This window comes from Cellulomonas sp. JZ18 (assembly GCF_009720485.1).
Classification (GTDB): Bacteria; Actinomycetota; Actinomycetes; order Actinomycetales; family Cellulomonadaceae; genus Cellulomonas.
This window is the reverse complement of record NZ_CP045245.1, coordinates 2,127,360-2,142,463: the sequence shown is the minus strand read 5'-3', so window position 1 is coordinate 2,142,463 and position 15,104 is coordinate 2,127,360. Positions and strand designations below refer to the sequence as shown.

Below are 15,104 nucleotides of genomic sequence, written 5' to 3'. Positions count from 1 at the left end.
CCGGACCGCAGGGTCCGGGGGCCTCGTCGTGCCCGTGGGCGCCGGGGGACGCTCAGCCGCCGGCGCGTCCGCCGGCCACCCCGGCGGGGACGCCGCGGGTGCCGGTCGGGAGGGCCGCACCCGCCCGGGGGACGGGGACGCCCGTGCGGCGGCCCGGCCACGACAGCAGGACGAACATGTCGCGCTCGCCGCGCGGCCCCACGAGCGAGGCGCGCACGACCGGCGTGACGCCGTCCCGCTCGCAGCCCGCGAGCTCGTCGGCGAGCGTGCGGGCCCAGGACGCGGCGAGCCGGCCCACGGGCGCACCGTGCGCGTCCAGCAGGCACAGACCGCGCTCCTCGCGCACGACCTCGAGCTTGAACCGGCCCAGCCGGTCGGGGCGCGGCAGCACGCCCGACCCCTCGCGGAACCCCTCGACCCGGACCGTGACGTGCCCGCCGGCCCGCGGGACGATCCGCGTCTCCGGACGTGCCACCCGTGCCCGGCTCATCGCGGCAGGGGGAGGCCGGCGGCCTCGGCCAGGTACTCGCAGACGCGGTACGGGTCGCCTCGGAAGCTCGCGGCCCTCTCCACCACCTGCGCGGCGAGGTCGCGGATCGGCACGTTGCCGTTGTTCGAGGCCGCGCGCAGCACGCCGAAGGCGCTCTCGGGGTCGACGCCGTACGCGAAGGCGACGATGCCCTTGGCCTGCTCGATGTGGGCGCGGTGCGCCGCCGACGCGGCGATGTCGCGGTTCGCCTCGCTGCGTGAGCGCTCGGCGACCTCGTCCGTGACGTCGAGGAAGTACCCCTCGACGACGGCGCCCTCCTCGGGCGCGCAGGGGCGGCGACGCCCGACGAACGCGACGACCCGGGCCCGACCCGTCGCGTCCATGATGCGGTGGACGCTGCCGAACGGGGCGTCCGAGCAGGCGGCGTCGTCGAGCAGGCGACGCGCCACGTCACGGTCGTCCGGGTGCTTGTGGGCGAGGACGAGCGCCGTGGTGGGCACGACCTCGTGGGGCTCGAAGCCGTGGAGGCGGTACACGTCGTCGGACCACCACCACGAGTCGGCCCGGGTGTCGTAGGTGAACGCGCCGACCTGCGACCGGGGCCTGAGGGACGTCCTGTCCCGACGGTTCGCTGCACTGTGCACGGGCAACCCTCCACGGATGACACACCATCGTGGGCCGCGCCCTGACCCCGTCGTCCACGTTACCCGGACATCCCGGACGCGCCACCCGGGACGGGTGGGACCGGCACGAACCGGGCGTGGCGAGGGGAGGCGTCGGCCCGACGCCTCGCGCCGCGACCCCGGGACGGCGGCTTCATCCCCACGTGTGCGGCGGGACGACGTCACCACATGCGGGCGCGTGCCGCATCCCGAGCGGGCGTCCGGGTCCGCGGCAGACGCGGTCGGGCGGACGGTGCCGCCGGGACGGACCCTCGCGGGTGCCGGCGGCACGGCGGGCACGGCGAGGCACCGGCCGCCCTCGGGAGGAGCGGCCGGTGCCGGTGCCGCGCGAGCGCGGCGCGTCAGACCGGACCGGTCACGGCCAGGAGCTCTCGCCGGACGCCATCACGAGCATCTCGCGGATCTCGGACCCGACGGGCTGGGTGAGGGCCGCCAGGACCGCGCCGGCGGTCGCGCGCGGGTCGTTGAGGTCCGCGTCGGGGCCGGGCTTGTACTGCTCGGTGCGCCCGTCGAAGAACGCGGTGCGCATCCCGCCCGGGATGAGGCACGTGACGCCGACGGAGCCCGCGAGCTCGGCCGCGAGGGCGTGCGAGAAGCCGCGCACGGCGAACTTCGACGCGCTGTAGGCGGTGGCGTCGCTCATGCCGCGCAGGGCCAGCGTCGAGGCGACCGTGACGACCGTGCCGCGCACCTTCTCCAGGTAGGGGATCGCGGCGCGCACGACGGCGACCGTGCCGAACAGGTTGACCCGGACCACCTTCTCCCACGTGTCCGGGTCGACGTCCACGAGGCGCCCGCACGCGTCGGTGCCGGCCGCGGTCACGACGGCCGTCGGCTCGCCGAGCTGCTGCACGAGCTCCTCGACGGCCTGCGCGGCGGCGGCGGAGTCCGACAGGTCCACCTCGACGAACGGGACGTCGGGCGACGCCGGCTTCGCACGGTCGAGCACACCGGCCTTCCCGCCGGCGGCGACGACGGCCTCGACGACCGCGGCGCCGAGCCCGGACGAGCCGCCGGTGACGATGACGGTGCCGACCTCGCGCGGCGCGAGCAGGACGGGGGACTGCGGCGTGGTGCTCACACGGTCTCCTTCGTGGTGGTGGCGGCCCGGGCGGCGCCCGAGCGCTGGATGATCGAGGTCGTCGAACGACCGTCGAGGTAGGGCAGCAGGACGACCCGGCCGCCGTGGGCGCGCACGGTGGCGGCCTCCGGCAGCTCGGCGCCGCCGTAGTCGCCGCCCTTGGCCCACACGTCCGGCCGGAGGCGGTCGAGCACGGCGCCGGGGTCGTCCTCGTCGAACACGACGACCGCGTCGACGCAGTCGAGCGCCTCGAGCACGCGGGCCCGGTCGGCGGCGGTCACGACGGGCCGCCCCTCGCCCTTCAGCCGGCGCACGGAAGCGTCGGAGTTCATGAGCACGACGAGCGCGTCCCCCAGCCGGCGGGCGGCCTGCAGGGTGGCGACGTGACCGGCGTGCACGATGTCGAAGCAGCCGCCGGTGGCGACGAGCGACCGGCCGCCGGTGCGCAGGCGCGCCGCGAGGGCGACGAGGTCGTCGGCGACGGGCGTGACACCCGGGTCGGCACCGGGGTCGGCACCGTCGGGACGGCCGCCGCGGGGGTCGGCGTCGGGCGGCGCCCCGCCGGCGGACGCGGGCTCCTGCACGCCGTCGTCCGTGCGTCGCCGGTACGCCTCCGCGCCGCCGGACGCCACCCACGCGCTCGCGTCGGCCACGCCCCGCGCCACCGCCTCCACCGGCAGCGCACCGGCGGCCAGCGCGAGCGCCGCGGAGGCGGCGAAGCGGTCGCCGGCGCCGCACGGGTCGCCGCCGGCGACGGCGCGCGCCGGCACGTACTGCGCCTCGCCGCCCCCGGCGAGGAACGCGCCGTCGGCGCTCGCCGTCACGGCCACCGCCCGCGCCGCCCACAGGTCGCGCAGGCGCCGCGCGAGCTCGTCCGGTGCGGCGTCTGCGGTACCGGGCTCGTCCCGCAGCGCCCCGCGGGCCTCACCGACGTTCGGCGTGACCAGCGTCGTGCCCGGCACGGGCGCGCCGCCGCGCGGGTGCGGGTCCCACACGACCGGGCGCGCGCGTGCGGCCTCGGCGAGCAGCGCACGCAGGTCCGCGTCGCGCGTGACGCCGGCGCCGTAGTCCGACACGAGCACGACGTCGGCCTCCGCGAGCACGCGGCGCACGTCGTCGACCGGCACGGGACCGGGCGTGCCCGGTCCGCCGTCGTCGATGCGCACGAGGGAGTGGGCCGCGCTGCGCACGCGGACCTTGCGCCGGGTGCCGCCCTCGTGGGGCAGCGCGAGCACGTCGAGCACGCGCGCCAGGGACGCGGTGAGCCGCCGCCCCGCGTCGTCGTCCGCGACGGGGGCGACGAGCGTGACGCGCGCGCCCTCCGCGGCGAGCAGGGCGGTCAGGCCCGCGCCGCCGGGGCTCTCGCGCACGTGCGTGACGTCGAGCACCGGTGCGGGCGCGTCCGGGCAGAGCCGGTCGACGCGTCCCTCGACGTCGCGGTCGAGCACGACGTCGCCGACGACCACGACGTGCGGGCGCGCCGCGCTCACGCGGGCACCTCGACGGCCGGCACGACCGCCGCGGCCGTCGCCGCACCCGCGCGCGTCCCGCGGGTGGTCCGCAGGGCGAGGTGCTCGTCGAGGCTCGCGCACACGGCGTGCACCGCGACCAGGTGCACCGCCTGGACCGCGGCCGTCGACGGCGCGTCGACCGCGAGCACCTCGTCCGACAGCGCGGCCAGCGGGTTCGGGCGGGGCCGGTCATCGACCAGACCGCGACGCCGACCTCGTGCGCGCGCTCGGCGGCGCGCAGCACGTTGGGGCTGCGGCCCGAGGTCGACAGCAGCACGAGCACGTCGCCCGGCCGTCCGTGCGCCTCGACCTGCCGCGCGAACATCTCCTCGAGGCCGTAGTCGTTGACGAGCGCCGTCACGCTCGAGCTCTCCGAGCACAGGCACAGCGCCGACAGCGGGCGCCGGTCGTGCAGGAAGCGCCCCACCAGCTCCGACGTCAGGTGCTGCGCCTCGGCGGCGCTGCCGCCGTTGCCGGCCGCGAGCAGCCGGCCGCCGTCCGCGAGCCGCTGCGCCAGGGTCGCGCCCCACCGCTCGACGGTGCCCGCCTGCAGGCGCAGGCTGCGCAGCCCGTCGGCCAGCTCGGCGTCGTGCGTCTCCATCCACGTACGCGCGCTCACACCGCCACCTCCTCGACCCGTGCCGCCGCGGCGACCGGGCTCGTCAGGGACTGGTACACCAGCTCGGTCTGCGCCGCGACGCCCCGCCACGAGTAGCGGGTGAGGGCGCGACGGCGGGCCGCGGCGCCGAACGCGTGCCGACGGGCGGGGTCGGCGAGCAGCCCGCGCAGGGCCGTCGCGAGCGACTCGGGGTCGCGCGGCGGCACGAGCAGACCCGTCACGCCGTCGACGACCGAGTCGAGCAGGCCGCCGACGGCGCTGCCCACGAGCGGCACGCCGCACGCCGCCGCCTCGAGCGGCACGATGCCGAACGGCTCGTACCAGGGGGTCGCGACGACCACGTCGGCCGACGACACGAGCGCCGGCACGTCGTCGTGGCCCACGCGCCCGAGCAGGTGCACGCGGTCCGCCACGCCGAGCTGGCGGGCGAGCGCGGCGAGGCGGCACGCCTCGGGGTCGTCGGCGAGCGCGGCGGCGTCCGGGCCGCCGGCGACCAGCAGCTCGGTGTCGGGCAGGTCGGGCAGGGCGTGCAGCACGGTGTCGACGCCCTTGCGCTCCACGAGCCGCCCGAGGCACACGAGCCGGTGCCGGCGCGTGCGCGGGAACGGTCCGGTCGCACCGCGGACGGGACGGAAGTGGTCGACGTCGACGCCGCACGGCACGACCCGCACCCGCGACGCCGGCACGCCGAGGCGCGCGAGCTCGCGCACCTCGTCGCTGCACGTCGCCACGACCGCGTCGACGCGCCGGCCGATGGTCGCCTCGGCGGTGACCCGCCCCGACGGGCTCGTGTCCTTCACGCCCTGGTGGCGCCGCTTGACCGAGCCGAGCGCGTGGTAGGTCTGCACGGTCGGGACGCCGTGCACCTCGGCCGCCTGCACGGCCGCCAGGCCCGACATCCAGAAGTGCGCGTGCACGACGTCGGGGGCACCGTGCGTCGCCCAGTCGTCGGCGACCCACGCGCCGAGGTCCGGCATCCACGGCAGCAGGTCGTCCTTGGGGACGGCCGTCGCGGGTCCGGCGGGGACGTGCACGACCTCCACGCCCGGCGTCATCGGGACGCGCTCGGGCAGGTCGGGGTCGTCGCGCCGGGTGTAGACGGTCACGTCGTGCCCCAGGTCGGCCAGCGCCGCGGCGAGCGCCGCGACGTGCACGTTCTGGCCGCCCGCGTCGACGCCGCCCAGCACGGCCAGCGGGCTCGCGTGCTCCGACACCATCGCGATCCTCATCGCGTCACCCCCTCGATCACCTCTTGCCAGTCGGACAGGAACCGCTCGATCCCGAACCGCTCGAGCGCGTGCGCACGGGCGGCGAGCCCGCGCTCCTTCGCCTCGGTCGGGTCCGCGAGCCAGCGGCGCAGGGCGGCGACGAGGTCGCGCGGGTCGCTGCTCACGACGCCCGCGGCCGCCGGCACCGACTCCGGCGCCGCCGTCGTCGCGAGCACCGCGACGGGCATGCCGAGGTGCATGGCCTCGATCAGGGCGAGCCCGAGGCTCGTCCACCGGTACGGGTGGAGGTAGGCGCGCGCGCCGGCCAGGCGCGCGTGCATCTGCGCCTGCGGGACGTCGTCGTGGAGGTGGTCCGCCTGCGCCGGCAGGTGCTCGGCGAGCGCGGCCATGCCCATGCCGTACACCTCGACGGGCAGGCGCTCGGCGACGTGCAGCAGGACGTCGGTGCCCGCGACGCGCCAGCGCCGCACGGGCTCGTTGACGACCGCCGCGACCCGCTCCCGCTCGCCGGTCCACAGGTGCCCGGGGTCGGGCACGCCGTGCTCGACCACCGTCACGGGCGCGCGCCCGTTGTCCCACACGAGCGCGTTGAACCGCGTGACGTGCACGACCGGGATGTCGTCGCGGTCGGCGAGCAGGTGCCGCGTCGCCACGGGGTGCTCGACGGGCGTGTTGTGCTCGACGTACACCGCGGGCACGTCCACGCCGGCCCGCTTGCCGGCCCAGCGCTCGAGGAGCTCCAGGTCGCGCGGGCGCTGCAGGACGACGACGTCGAACGGCTCGTCGCGCAGCTGCTCGAGCGGCACCTCGCGCACGGTGTCGGGCCACGGGTACGTGCGGGCACGCCCCAGGCCGTCGGGGGAGCGCTCGGCGTCCACCGGGACGAGGTACTCGTGCGGGCCCTGGACGAACGAGGTCATCCACGAGCCGTGGACGTGCCAGGCGAGGATCCTCATGCGACCACCTCCTCGGGTGCGGCCGGCACGTCGGCGACCGCACCGGCGACGGGCTCGACGGCGGGCGCGGACGCCACCGTGAGCGCGTCGACGGCGGCGACCACCTGCGCCGGCGTGACGGACGACAGGCACGGGTGCCCGGGCACGGGGCACTCGCGCGCCCGGCTCCCGGCGCACGGCGCCTCCTGGTCGCCGAGCACGACGCTCGGCACGGCCCACGGCGACCAGCGGTCGGCGGGGACGACGGGGGAGAACAGGGAGACCACGGGCGCACCGACGGCCGCGGCCAGGTGCGCGGGTCCCGTGTTCCCGACGACGACGGCGTCGGCACCGGCGAGGACGGCCGCCAGGCCCGGCAGCGTCGTGCGGCCGGCGAGGTCGACGACGCCGGCGAGCCCGCCCGCGACGGCGGCGGCCAGGTCCCGCTCACCGGGGCCGCCGGTGACGAGGACGGTGCGCCCGGCGTCGGCGAGAGCGGCGACGACCGCCCGCGCGTGCGCCGGCGACGGTGCGCGCGCGGGCACCGACGCGCCCGGGTGCACCACGACGTAGCCGTCCGCGGCCGCGGCCCGCGCGTCCGGCGGCAGGGCCTCGGCGAGGGCGGGCAGCGGGCGGCGGACCGCGAGGTGCCCGAGGTCGCCGTCGGGGAGGCGGCCGCCGGCCGCGACGGCGAGGTCGAGCGCCGCCTCGACCTCGTGGAGGCCGTCGGGGCGCCGGTGGCGCACGTCGAGCAGCGAGCCCGGGTAGTCGACGCTCGTGCCCGCGACGAACGGCACGCCGGCGAGCCGGAGCACGAGCGCCGCGGGCAGCGGGCTCTGGTGGAACGACGTGAACACCACGGCGCGGTCGTAGGACCGCGCCGCGAGCGTCGCGACGAGCTCCTGCACCGCCGCGGGGTCGACGGCCGGCGGCCGGTAGCCGCTCCACGGCGCGTCGAAGACGAGAACGTCGTCGACGTCGGGCAGCAGGCGCGCCGCGGCGGCGCCGGCAGGCGAGGCGAGCAGGTCCAGCCCGTCGGCGGTCGCGGCGAGGGCGCGCAGCGCGGGACCGGTGAGCAGCACGTCGCCGTCGCTGTCGAGACGGACGGCCAGGACGCGCGTCACGGGCGGGCCTCCTGCGGCGTCGCCACCTCGGCCGGGGCGGCCGCGGCGACCACCCCGGGCAGCAGGTGCGCGAGGGCGGCACGCAGGTCGGGTGCGACGACGGGCGCGGCCTCGACCTCCTCCGCGCGGGTCACGGGCGTGGGGACCAGGACGGCCCGGGCACCGGCGGCGACCGCGGCGCCGACGTCCGCGCCGATGTCCCCGACGACGGCGAGCTCCTGCGGTGCGACGTCCAGCGCGTGCGCGGCGGCCAGCACCATGCCCGGCGCCGGCTTGCGGCACCCGCAGCCGTCCTGCGGGCCGTGCGGGCACACCTGCACGGTGTCGAACGGACCGACCAGCTCGGCCAGCCGCGCGTGCACGGCGTCGACCTGCTCGCGCGTCAGCAGCCCGCGTGCGACGCCGGACTGGTTGGTGACGAGCCCGACCCGCACACCCGCGGCCCGCAGCGCGTCGAGCAGGTCGCGGGCGCCGTCGACCGGGCGGACGAGGTCGGGGTCGCCGTTGTAGGGCACGTCGTGCACGAGCGTGCCGTCGCGGTCGAACAGGACCGCGCGGGGCGCAGGGCGGGAGCGGTCCGGCACGACGCTCGGGGCTGCGGCCGTCGGGGCGTCCGCCGTCACGGGGCGCGCCGCGCTCACGCGGCCGCCGACGGTGCGTGGCGGACGGGGCTGACGTCGAGCAGGCGCATGAGTGGCCGACCTTCCGTGTGTGGTCCACAGTCGTCCCGGACGAGGTCCGGCTGCAGATCAGGTGCGCATCCGGGCTTCTTCCGGAGGGGTCCGACCCCGGGCCCAGCGTGGAGCACTTCACCCGCTCCTGCACCTCGAACGGTTTTGATCTGGTTGCCCGGCTTGTCCTGGGGCTTCGCGCCCCGCATCCTTCGCCCGCCCGTCCGCCCGAACGGAGAGCACATGACCACGACGCCCGTCCCGACCACCGTCGCCGCCACCCCGGAGGACGCCCGCACGCCGGACCCGGCGGACGGTGTCGCCCCCGAGCGGCTCGCCGCGCACGTCCTCGACGGACGCGTCGCCGACGCGCTCGGCACCCGTGAGGTCGCGCGCGTCTCGCCGGTCGACGGTGCCCCGACGGTCGTGCTGGTGCCCGCCACGGACGAGGAGGTCGCGCAGGCCGTCGCGGGTGCGCACGCCGCGCGCCGCGCCTGGCGCCGCACGGCACCGGGGGAGCGTGCGGCCGCGCTGCGCACCGCGGCCGCACGGGTGCGCGAGCAGGCGGACGTCCTCGGCGCCGTGCTGTCCGCGGACACCGGCCGCCTCCTGCCGACGTCGGTCGAGTCCGCCCGCGTCGCCGCGGACATCCTCGACGAGGCGGCGACGACGGGCCTCGGGGCGACCGGGCGCACCCTCGCCGGCGACCCGCTCGCGCTCGACGTCGTGCGCCGCGAGCCGCACGGCGTCGTCGCGGTCATCACGCCGTGGAACGACCCGTTCCCGGCGGCGGCGGGCCTGCTCGCCGCCGCACTCGTGACGGGCAACACCGTCGTGCACAAGCCGTCGGAGCGCAGCCCGCGCGCGGGCTGGGAGCTCGCCCGGCTCGTCGCCGAGGCGTTCCCTCCCGGGGTGCTGCAGGTCGTGAACGGCGACGGCGCGACGGGCGCCGCGATCGTGGCCGACGCACGCGTGGCGCTCGTCGCCCAGGTCGGCAGCTCGGCGACCGGCCGCGCGATCGCGGCGGCCGCGGGCGCACGCGGCGCACGGGTGCTGCGCGAGAACGGCGGCAAGGACCCGATCGTCGTGGACGCCGGCGTCGACCCCGCGTGGGCGGCGCAGCAGATCGCCACGGGTGCCTTCACGAACACCGGCCAGCTGTGCACCTCCGTGGAGCGCGTCTACCTGCACGAGGACGCCGCCGACGCCGTCCTGGCGGAGCTCACGGCGCTCGCACGGGACATGCGCGTCGGCGACCCCGCCGACCCGGCGACGCAGCTCGGGCCGCTCGTGGACGAGGCCCAGCTGGCCGTCGTCGAGTCGCACGTCGACGCGGCCGTCGCGGCGGGTGCGCGGGTGCTCGCCGGCGGGTCGCGGCTCGACCGCCCGGGCGCGTTCTACGCCCCGACGGTGCTCGACGGCTGCACGGCCGACATGGCGGTCATGACGGAGGAGACGTTCGGCCCGGTGGCCGCGGTCACCCGCGTCCCCGACTTCGCCACGGCGCTCGAGCTCGCCGACACGGGCGCGTACGGGCTCGCCGCGACCGTCCTCACGCCGCGCCTCGAGCACGCCCTCGAGGCCGCCGAGGCCCTCGAGGTGGGGACGGTGAAGGTCAACGCGGTGTTCGGCGGCGCGCCGGGCGGCTCCGCCGACCCGCGCCGCGAGTCCGGGGCGGGTGCGGGATACGGGCCCGACCTGCTCGCCGCGATGACCGTCCTCAAGGCGGTGCACGTCGAGGCGGCGGTGACGCCCACGGCCTGAGCGGCGCCCGTCCCGGCGGGCACCGGACGTCGCCGCGCGTCCGGTGCCCGCCGGTGCCACAGTGGCGCTGCACGCACGCCAGCCGCCGGAGGGAGCCCGCCATGCCCCGCACCGTCTCCGAGGTCGTGGACCGCGACGTCGTCACCGCCGAGGTCACCACCACCGTGCGCGAGGTGGCCGAGCTCATGCGCGAGCGGGCCGTCGGCGACGTGGTGGTCACCGACGGCGGCCGGCTCGTCGGCATCGTCACCGACCGCGACCTGGTCACCCGGGTCCTCGCCGTCGGCGGCACGGGCGGCGACCCGGTCGGCCAGGTCTGCACGCCGGACCCGGTGCACGTGGGGCCCGGCACGACCCTCGAGCAGGCCGCCGCGCTGATGGCCGACAACGCCGTGCGCCGGCTGCCCGTGGTCGACGGGGAGGTCGTGCTGGGCGTCGTCTCCCTCGGCGACGTCGCCGTGGCGCGCGACGCCGGCGAGACGCTGGGCGACATCTCCGCGGCGCCCTCGACCTGACACCGGCCGGACGCCCGTGCGCCGGGGTGCGTGCCCGTGCGCCCCCGGCGATGCTGGGACGCGACGTCGAGCACGGGGCGTCGTCCGTCCGCCGCCGGGCCGATCCGCCCGCCGCCGCCCACGAGGAGCACCGATGGCCTCGACCGCACGCCGCCACGCCCGTCCCGGGCACGGCGAGGACCGCGCATGAGCGACGACGACATGCTGCTCGTCACCCGCCTCGACGAGCTCGTCGAGGTCGTCGAGGCGCTCGGCGAGACCGCGTACGTGCGGTTCAGCGCGGGGCCCGACGTGGACCGCGGCAACCCCAGCACGGACGGTGAGAGCGGTGCGACCCTGCCCGGGCTGAGCGTCAACCGCCTCAGCCCGGAGCCGTGGTGGCAGCGGCCCCCGCGCGAGTGGATGGCGCGGCAGGTGTGCCAGTACGCCCACCTCGCGGGGGGCGAGCGCTACGCCTGGGTGCTCACCGGGCGCGAGGCGGGCCGAGGACCGGACAGCGAGCCGCTCGTGGACGACGTGCGGCCGGTGGCGCGCCTCGCGCAGAGCGCCCTCGACGAGGCGACCGAGGTGTACCACCGGGCCATGGACCCCGGTTCTATGCCCGGCTGACCTGCGGCGACGCGCGCTGCGGTCGTCCCCCGCCGGGCGCGCCCCCGGCCCCGCGCGATCGTCCGCCCGGCGTGCGCGGCCCTGCGACCGGTGCCACGGTGGGACGCATGAGCGAGGAGACCACGGGCTACGACCCGGCACAGGACCCTGACAGCGACCCGGAGAGCCTGAACCCGCGCACGGGGGCCCAGGCCAGCGGTGCGGCGAGCGCCGAGTCCGGCGACCCGGACGCCGACCCGGACAACCTGAACCCGCGCAGCACCGAGGACGGCACCGCATGACGGAGCAGCTGCCCGAGAGCTTCGACCCCCAGCAGCCGGACCTGCCGTCGCTCGGCGTCGACCCGGACCCCGTGCCCGAGGGGCACGAGGGCGAGGCGCCGACGCCGGACCGCGACGTCGAGGACCCGTCCTGACCGCGGCCCCGTCGCACGTCGCCGGCCCCGCCCGGGAGCACCGGGTGGGGCCGCGTGACGTCGTGACCCTGGGACCGGCGGAGCAGGCGCGCGTGCTCGGCGGCGTCCTCGCCCCGCTGCTCGCGCAGGGCGCGATCGTGCGTCGCCCGCGCGTGACCGTGGCGGCCGAGCGCGCCCGCAGCGACGCGCGCGCCGCGGCCGTGCTGGAGCGGCTCGCCGAGCGGCACGACCGCCGGCCGGTCGCCGTCACGCTCGGCCCGCGCCGCCTGGTGCTCCCGCTGCACCACGACGACGGCCGCGCCGTGCTCGACGCGTCTCCCGACCCGTTCTCGCCCGCGTCGTGGGAGAAGCGCGCCGCGCTGTCGCACTTCCAGCCGCGCGGCGTGCTCATCAGCCCGCTCGAGGAGCGGCCCGCGCTGCGGGAGTGGAACGAGCGGGCGCTCGACACGGGCCGCCCGGTCCACGCCGCGGGCGAGGGCGTGGTCGGGGCCCTGCACGGCATCGCCGACGCGGTGGTCCGCGGCGCGCGCCGGCAGGGCGGCCTCGGCTTCGACGACGTCGACGGGCCGCTGTGGTCGGCCGCCCGCACCGTCACGCTCGGTCCTGGGGCGCGGGACGACACCGTGCTGACCGACGAGCTGCAGGCACTGCGCACGCGCGCCAACTGGGCGTTCGCCGTGCCGCAGCGCCGTGCGCTGCGCGCCCGGTTCTCGCGGCACGTGCTCGACCACGTGCGCCGTGCGCCGCTGGACAGCCTCGCGGGCGCGGGGGTGGCCCGGGGCGGGAACCCGCTGCTGGCCGCGACGCAGGTGCCGCACTGGCTCTTCGCCTTCGACGCCGCCCGCATCGCGCTGTGGCGGGCGCTCGCCGTCGCGGCTGCGCGTCCCGCGCTGCAGGACGCCCTGCGCGCCGAGGCGGTCGACGCGGCGGCGGCGGGCGGGGTGCACGTCCTGCCACTGGCGCGTGCCGCCGTGCTCGAGAGCGTGCGGCTGTGGCCGACGACGCTCGTGCTCCTGCGCGAGACGGTCGCGCCCACGGTCTGGGGCGACGACGTGCTGCCGCCGGGCCACGGCGTGGCCCTCGTCAGCTCGTGGTTCCACCGGGACCCCGACCGGCGACCGGCTGCCGACACGTTCGACCCGGGCTTCTGGGACGGCACCGACTGGACCGGTCCGGCGGGCTCCGTCGAGCCGTGGCTGGTCGTGCCGTTCAGCGCCGGGCCCGTCGTGTGCCCCGGTGAGGACGTGGTGCTCCTCACGGCGTCGACGCTCCTGTCCGACCTCGTGCGCGACGTCCGGTGGAGCCCGGACAGCCACCCGGCGCTCGCCGACGACCCGCTCCCGCCGACGCTCGCCCACGAGCACCTGCGCCTGCGCGCCGCCGCGGCCTGAGACGCAGCCCAGGCCGGGCGGCCCGTCGAGAAGTCGCGGAGCAGGAGAAGCAGTTCTATCGTCCGAACCGTCCTCGACGTTCCAGCAGGTGGACGCACGAGGGGGGGAGCTCCGACCCGGTTCGCCGGTGCGGACGGACGACGGGAGCCGGCGATGACGCATGTTGCGCCCGCAGTGGCGGGCGGCCCTGCGACCACGACGGGGACGGCGCCACCGCCGCGACGACGACGCCGGCTCGACCGCGAGGCGATCGCGGGCTACCTGTTCATCTCGCCCTGGGTCGTCGGGTTCCTCGTCTTCACCGCCGGCGCCATGGCGTGGAGCCTGTACATCTCGTTCACGCGGTACAACCTCGCGACGGGTGCCACGACGCCGGTCGGCCTCGACAACTACCGCGAGCTCCTCGACGACCCGCGGGTGGCGACGGCGCTCGGCAACACGCTCTTCTACGCCGTGCTGGCCGTCCCGCTGGAGATCGCGTTCGCGCTGTTCCTCGCGGTGCTGCTCGACCGCGTCGGCCGGGGCGCGGGCTTCTTCCGCACGGTCTTCTACCTGCCGAAGATGACACCGGCCGTGGCGACGGCGGCGATCTTCTTCCTGCTGCTCAACGGCTCGAACGGCGCGGTCAACCGCTTCCTGCGCAGCCTCGGCCTGCCCGCACCGCAGTGGCTCGTCGACCCCGACTGGATCAAGCCGTCGATCGTGCTCATGTCGCTGTGGGCCGTCAGCGGCACGATGGTCATCTTCCTCGCCGCGCTGAAGTCGGTGCCGCGCGAGCTGTACGAGGTCGCGACGCTCGACGGTGCCGGCCCGTGGCGCCTGTTCCGGCACATCACCGTGCCGATGATCTCCGGGGCGATCTTCTTCAACACGATCGTGCTGACGATCGCGGCCTTCCAGATCTTCGACTCCGCGTACCTGCTGTTCTGGCGTGACCAGGGCTCGACCGCGCCCGACGCGTCGCTGTTCTACGCGATCTACCTGTTCCAGCAGGCGTTCCGGCAGTTCAACTTCGGCTTCGCCGCCGCGATGGCGTGGCTGCTCTTCGTGATCGTCATGCTGGTCACGATCGTCCAGGTGCGGTTCGGGAACCGCTTCGTCTACTACGAGGCGGATCGCTGATGGCTGCCACGACCACCCCCCTCGGCGCGCCCCGGCAGGTGCCCGCGGCGACGGCCCGCGCCCGCGGTGTCGACGAGGCGACGCCCGTCTGGCGGCGCAGCAGGTTCAGCGGCGTCGGTCGCGTCGTGCGCTGGGTCGTGCTGCTCGCGATCACCGCGCTGTTCCTGTACCCGCTCGCCTGGCTCGTGGCCGCGAGCCTGAAGTCGCGCGGTCAGGTCTTCGACAACTCGCTGGTCCCCTCGCCGGTGCGGTGGGACAACTGGGTCACGGTGTGGCAGGAGCTGCCGCTGCTCAGCTGGCTCACGAACAGCGTCTCGATCGCGGTGCTCGCCGCCGTCGCGGTCGCGGTGTCGAGCTCGCTCGTCGCGTTCGGCTTCGCGTGGTTCCGGTTCCCGGGCCGCAGCCTGCTGTTCGGCCTCGTGCTCGGCACGATGATGCTGCCCGGCGCCGTGACGATGATCCCGACCTACCTCATCTGGAAGGAGACGGGGCTGCTCGGCACGTGGGTGCCGCTGTGGGGGGCGAACCTGTTCGGCTCGGCGTTCTACATCTTCCTGCAGCGCCAGTTCTTCCTCGGTCTGCCGCGCGAGATCTTCGAGGCGGCGACCATCGACGGCGCCGGGTACTGGCGGCAGTTCTGGCGGATCGCCATGCCGCTGGCCGTGCCGTCGTTCGTCATCGTGCTGCTGTTCGAGTTCCAGGCCTCGTGGAACAACCTCCAGTCGGCGCTGATCTACCTCAACGCGGGCAGCGTCGAGCAGTTCACCGCGCCCCTCGGGATCGCGTACGCGATGACCCGTTACAGCCCGACCGCCGGCGGTCAGGGCGACTACCAGTACGTGATGGTGGCGTCCCTGCTGGTGACGCTGCCCATGCTCGCGCTGTTCGCCTTCGGGCAGCGCTACTTCGTCGACGGCATCGCGACGACCGGACGCAAGGGATGAC

The 15,104-nt window shown here is 76.8% G+C and carries 17 protein-coding genes and 1 pseudogene; 8 read left to right on the top strand and 10 right to left on the bottom strand.

Going from position 1 to position 15,104, the window contains the following annotated elements:
• Positions 1-52: 52 nt before the first annotated feature.
• From GC089_RS09740 to GC089_RS09700, 10 genes and pseudogenes are all read right to left on the bottom strand, one after another.
• Positions 53-490, bottom strand: coding sequence for a hypothetical protein (locus tag GC089_RS09740; protein ID WP_155377525.1), 438 nt, complete (start codon positions 488-490; stop codon positions 53-55).
• Complete coding sequence (locus GC089_RS09735; protein WP_255449006.1) at positions 487-1,134, bottom strand: PAS and ANTAR domain-containing protein; 648 nt, start codon at positions 1,132-1,134, stop codon at positions 487-489. Before GC089_RS09735 ends, GC089_RS09740 begins: the two co-directional genes overlap by 4 nt.
• Before the next feature lie 394 nt (positions 1,135-1,528).
• Complete coding sequence (locus tag GC089_RS09730) at positions 1,529-2,254, bottom strand: SDR family oxidoreductase (RefSeq protein WP_230684714.1); 726 nt, start codon at positions 2,252-2,254, stop codon at positions 1,529-1,531.
• Positions 2,251-3,744 (bottom strand): PfkB family carbohydrate kinase, encoded by a 1,494-nt coding sequence (locus GC089_RS09725; protein ID WP_155377523.1) that lies wholly within the window; start codon positions 3,742-3,744, stop codon positions 2,251-2,253. The genes GC089_RS09730 and GC089_RS09725 overlap by 4 nt, the downstream gene beginning before the upstream one ends.
• Positions 3,741-3,914, bottom strand: coding sequence for a hypothetical protein (locus tag GC089_RS20065; RefSeq protein WP_370513981.1), 174 nt, complete (start codon positions 3,912-3,914; stop codon positions 3,741-3,743). The genes GC089_RS09725 and GC089_RS20065 overlap by 4 nt, the downstream gene beginning before the upstream one ends.
• A gap of 95 nt (positions 3,915-4,009) precedes the next feature.
• Positions 4,010-4,366: pseudogene (locus GC089_RS20060) on the bottom strand (SIS domain-containing protein); the annotation flags it as partial.
• A 14-nt stretch (positions 4,367-4,380) separates the two neighbouring features.
• Positions 4,381-5,613, bottom strand: a complete 1,233-nt coding sequence (locus GC089_RS09715; protein ID WP_155377522.1) for a glycosyltransferase — start codon at positions 5,611-5,613, stop codon at positions 4,381-4,383.
• Positions 5,610-6,569, bottom strand: coding sequence for a glycosyltransferase family 4 protein (locus GC089_RS09710; protein WP_155377521.1), 960 nt, complete (start codon positions 6,567-6,569; stop codon positions 5,610-5,612). Before GC089_RS09710 ends, GC089_RS09715 begins: the two co-directional genes overlap by 4 nt.
• Positions 6,566-7,672, bottom strand: a complete 1,107-nt coding sequence (locus tag GC089_RS09705; protein WP_155377520.1) for a glycosyltransferase family 9 protein — start codon at positions 7,670-7,672, stop codon at positions 6,566-6,568. Before GC089_RS09705 ends, GC089_RS09710 begins: the two co-directional genes overlap by 4 nt.
• The gene (locus GC089_RS09700; RefSeq protein ID WP_230684713.1) at positions 7,669-8,313 is read right to left on the bottom strand and encodes an HAD-IIIA family hydrolase; all 645 of its coding nucleotides are present in this window, start codon (positions 8,311-8,313) and stop codon (positions 7,669-7,671) included. The genes GC089_RS09705 and GC089_RS09700 overlap by 4 nt, the downstream gene beginning before the upstream one ends.
• Before the next feature lie 273 nt (positions 8,314-8,586).
• Between GC089_RS09700 and GC089_RS09695 the strand changes: the two genes are divergently transcribed.
• The 8 genes from GC089_RS09695 (at position 8,587) to GC089_RS09660 (ending at position 15,103) form a co-directional block, all read left to right on the top strand.
• On the top strand, positions 8,587-10,107 hold the full coding sequence (locus GC089_RS09695; RefSeq protein ID WP_155377518.1) for an aldehyde dehydrogenase: 1,521 nt from the start codon (positions 8,587-8,589) through the stop codon (positions 10,105-10,107).
• A gap of 101 nt (positions 10,108-10,208) precedes the next feature.
• Positions 10,209-10,622, top strand: coding sequence for a CBS domain-containing protein (locus GC089_RS09690; RefSeq protein ID WP_155377517.1), 414 nt, complete (start codon positions 10,209-10,211; stop codon positions 10,620-10,622).
• Between the two features lie 186 nt (positions 10,623-10,808).
• Positions 10,809-11,231: a DUF6098 family protein gene (locus tag GC089_RS09685; protein WP_155377516.1), complete on the top strand. Its 423-nt coding sequence runs from the start codon at positions 10,809-10,811 to the stop codon at positions 11,229-11,231.
• A 107-nt stretch (positions 11,232-11,338) separates the two neighbouring features.
• Positions 11,339-11,512, top strand: a complete 174-nt coding sequence (locus tag GC089_RS09680; RefSeq protein WP_155377515.1) for a hypothetical protein — start codon at positions 11,339-11,341, stop codon at positions 11,510-11,512.
• Positions 11,509-11,646 carry a chromosome partitioning protein gene (locus tag GC089_RS09675; protein WP_136520100.1) on the top strand — a complete coding sequence of 46 codons (138 nt, stop codon included), beginning with the start codon at positions 11,509-11,511 and terminating at the stop codon, positions 11,644-11,646. The genes GC089_RS09680 and GC089_RS09675 overlap by 4 nt, the downstream gene beginning before the upstream one ends.
• A gap of 62 nt (positions 11,647-11,708) precedes the next feature.
• Positions 11,709-13,037 carry a cytochrome P450 gene (locus tag GC089_RS09670; RefSeq protein ID WP_155377514.1) on the top strand — a complete coding sequence of 443 codons (1,329 nt, stop codon included), beginning with the start codon at positions 11,709-11,711 and terminating at the stop codon, positions 13,035-13,037.
• A gap of 153 nt (positions 13,038-13,190) precedes the next feature.
• Positions 13,191-14,159: a carbohydrate ABC transporter permease gene (locus GC089_RS09665; protein ID WP_155377513.1), complete on the top strand. Its 969-nt coding sequence runs from the start codon at positions 13,191-13,193 to the stop codon at positions 14,157-14,159.
• Positions 14,159-15,103, top strand: a complete 945-nt coding sequence (locus GC089_RS09660; protein WP_155377512.1) for a carbohydrate ABC transporter permease — start codon at positions 14,159-14,161, stop codon at positions 15,101-15,103. Before GC089_RS09665 ends, GC089_RS09660 begins: the two co-directional genes overlap by 1 nt.
• Position 15,104: the final 1 nt, after the last annotated feature.

What these genes read in the sequence shown, in the direction of transcription:
- GC089_RS09710 (WP_155377521.1), bottom strand. Translation starts at nt 6,569, where the DNA reads ATGAGGATCCTCGCCTGGCACGTCCACGGCTCGTGGATGACCTCGTTC.
- GC089_RS09740 (WP_155377525.1), bottom strand. Translation starts at nt 490, where the DNA reads ATGAGCCGGGCACGGGTGGCACGTCCGGAGACGCGGATCGTCCCGCGG.
- GC089_RS09685 (WP_155377516.1), top strand. Translation starts at nt 10,809, where the DNA reads ATGAGCGACGACGACATGCTGCTCGTCACCCGCCTCGACGAGCTCGTC.
- GC089_RS09665 (WP_155377513.1), top strand. Translation starts at nt 13,191, where the DNA reads ATGACGCATGTTGCGCCCGCAGTGGCGGGCGGCCCTGCGACCACGACG.
- GC089_RS09675 (WP_136520100.1), top strand. Translation starts at nt 11,509, where the DNA reads ATGACGGAGCAGCTGCCCGAGAGCTTCGACCCCCAGCAGCCGGACCTG.
- GC089_RS09695 (WP_155377518.1), top strand. Translation starts at nt 8,587, where the DNA reads ATGACCACGACGCCCGTCCCGACCACCGTCGCCGCCACCCCGGAGGAC.
- GC089_RS09660 (WP_155377512.1), top strand. Translation starts at nt 14,159, where the DNA reads ATGGCTGCCACGACCACCCCCCTCGGCGCGCCCCGGCAGGTGCCCGCG.
- GC089_RS09690 (WP_155377517.1), top strand. Translation starts at nt 10,209, where the DNA reads ATGCCCCGCACCGTCTCCGAGGTCGTGGACCGCGACGTCGTCACCGCC.
- GC089_RS09680 (WP_155377515.1), top strand. Translation starts at nt 11,339, where the DNA reads ATGAGCGAGGAGACCACGGGCTACGACCCGGCACAGGACCCTGACAGC.
- GC089_RS09715 (WP_155377522.1), bottom strand. Translation starts at nt 5,613, where the DNA reads ATGAGGATCGCGATGGTGTCGGAGCACGCGAGCCCGCTGGCCGTGCTG.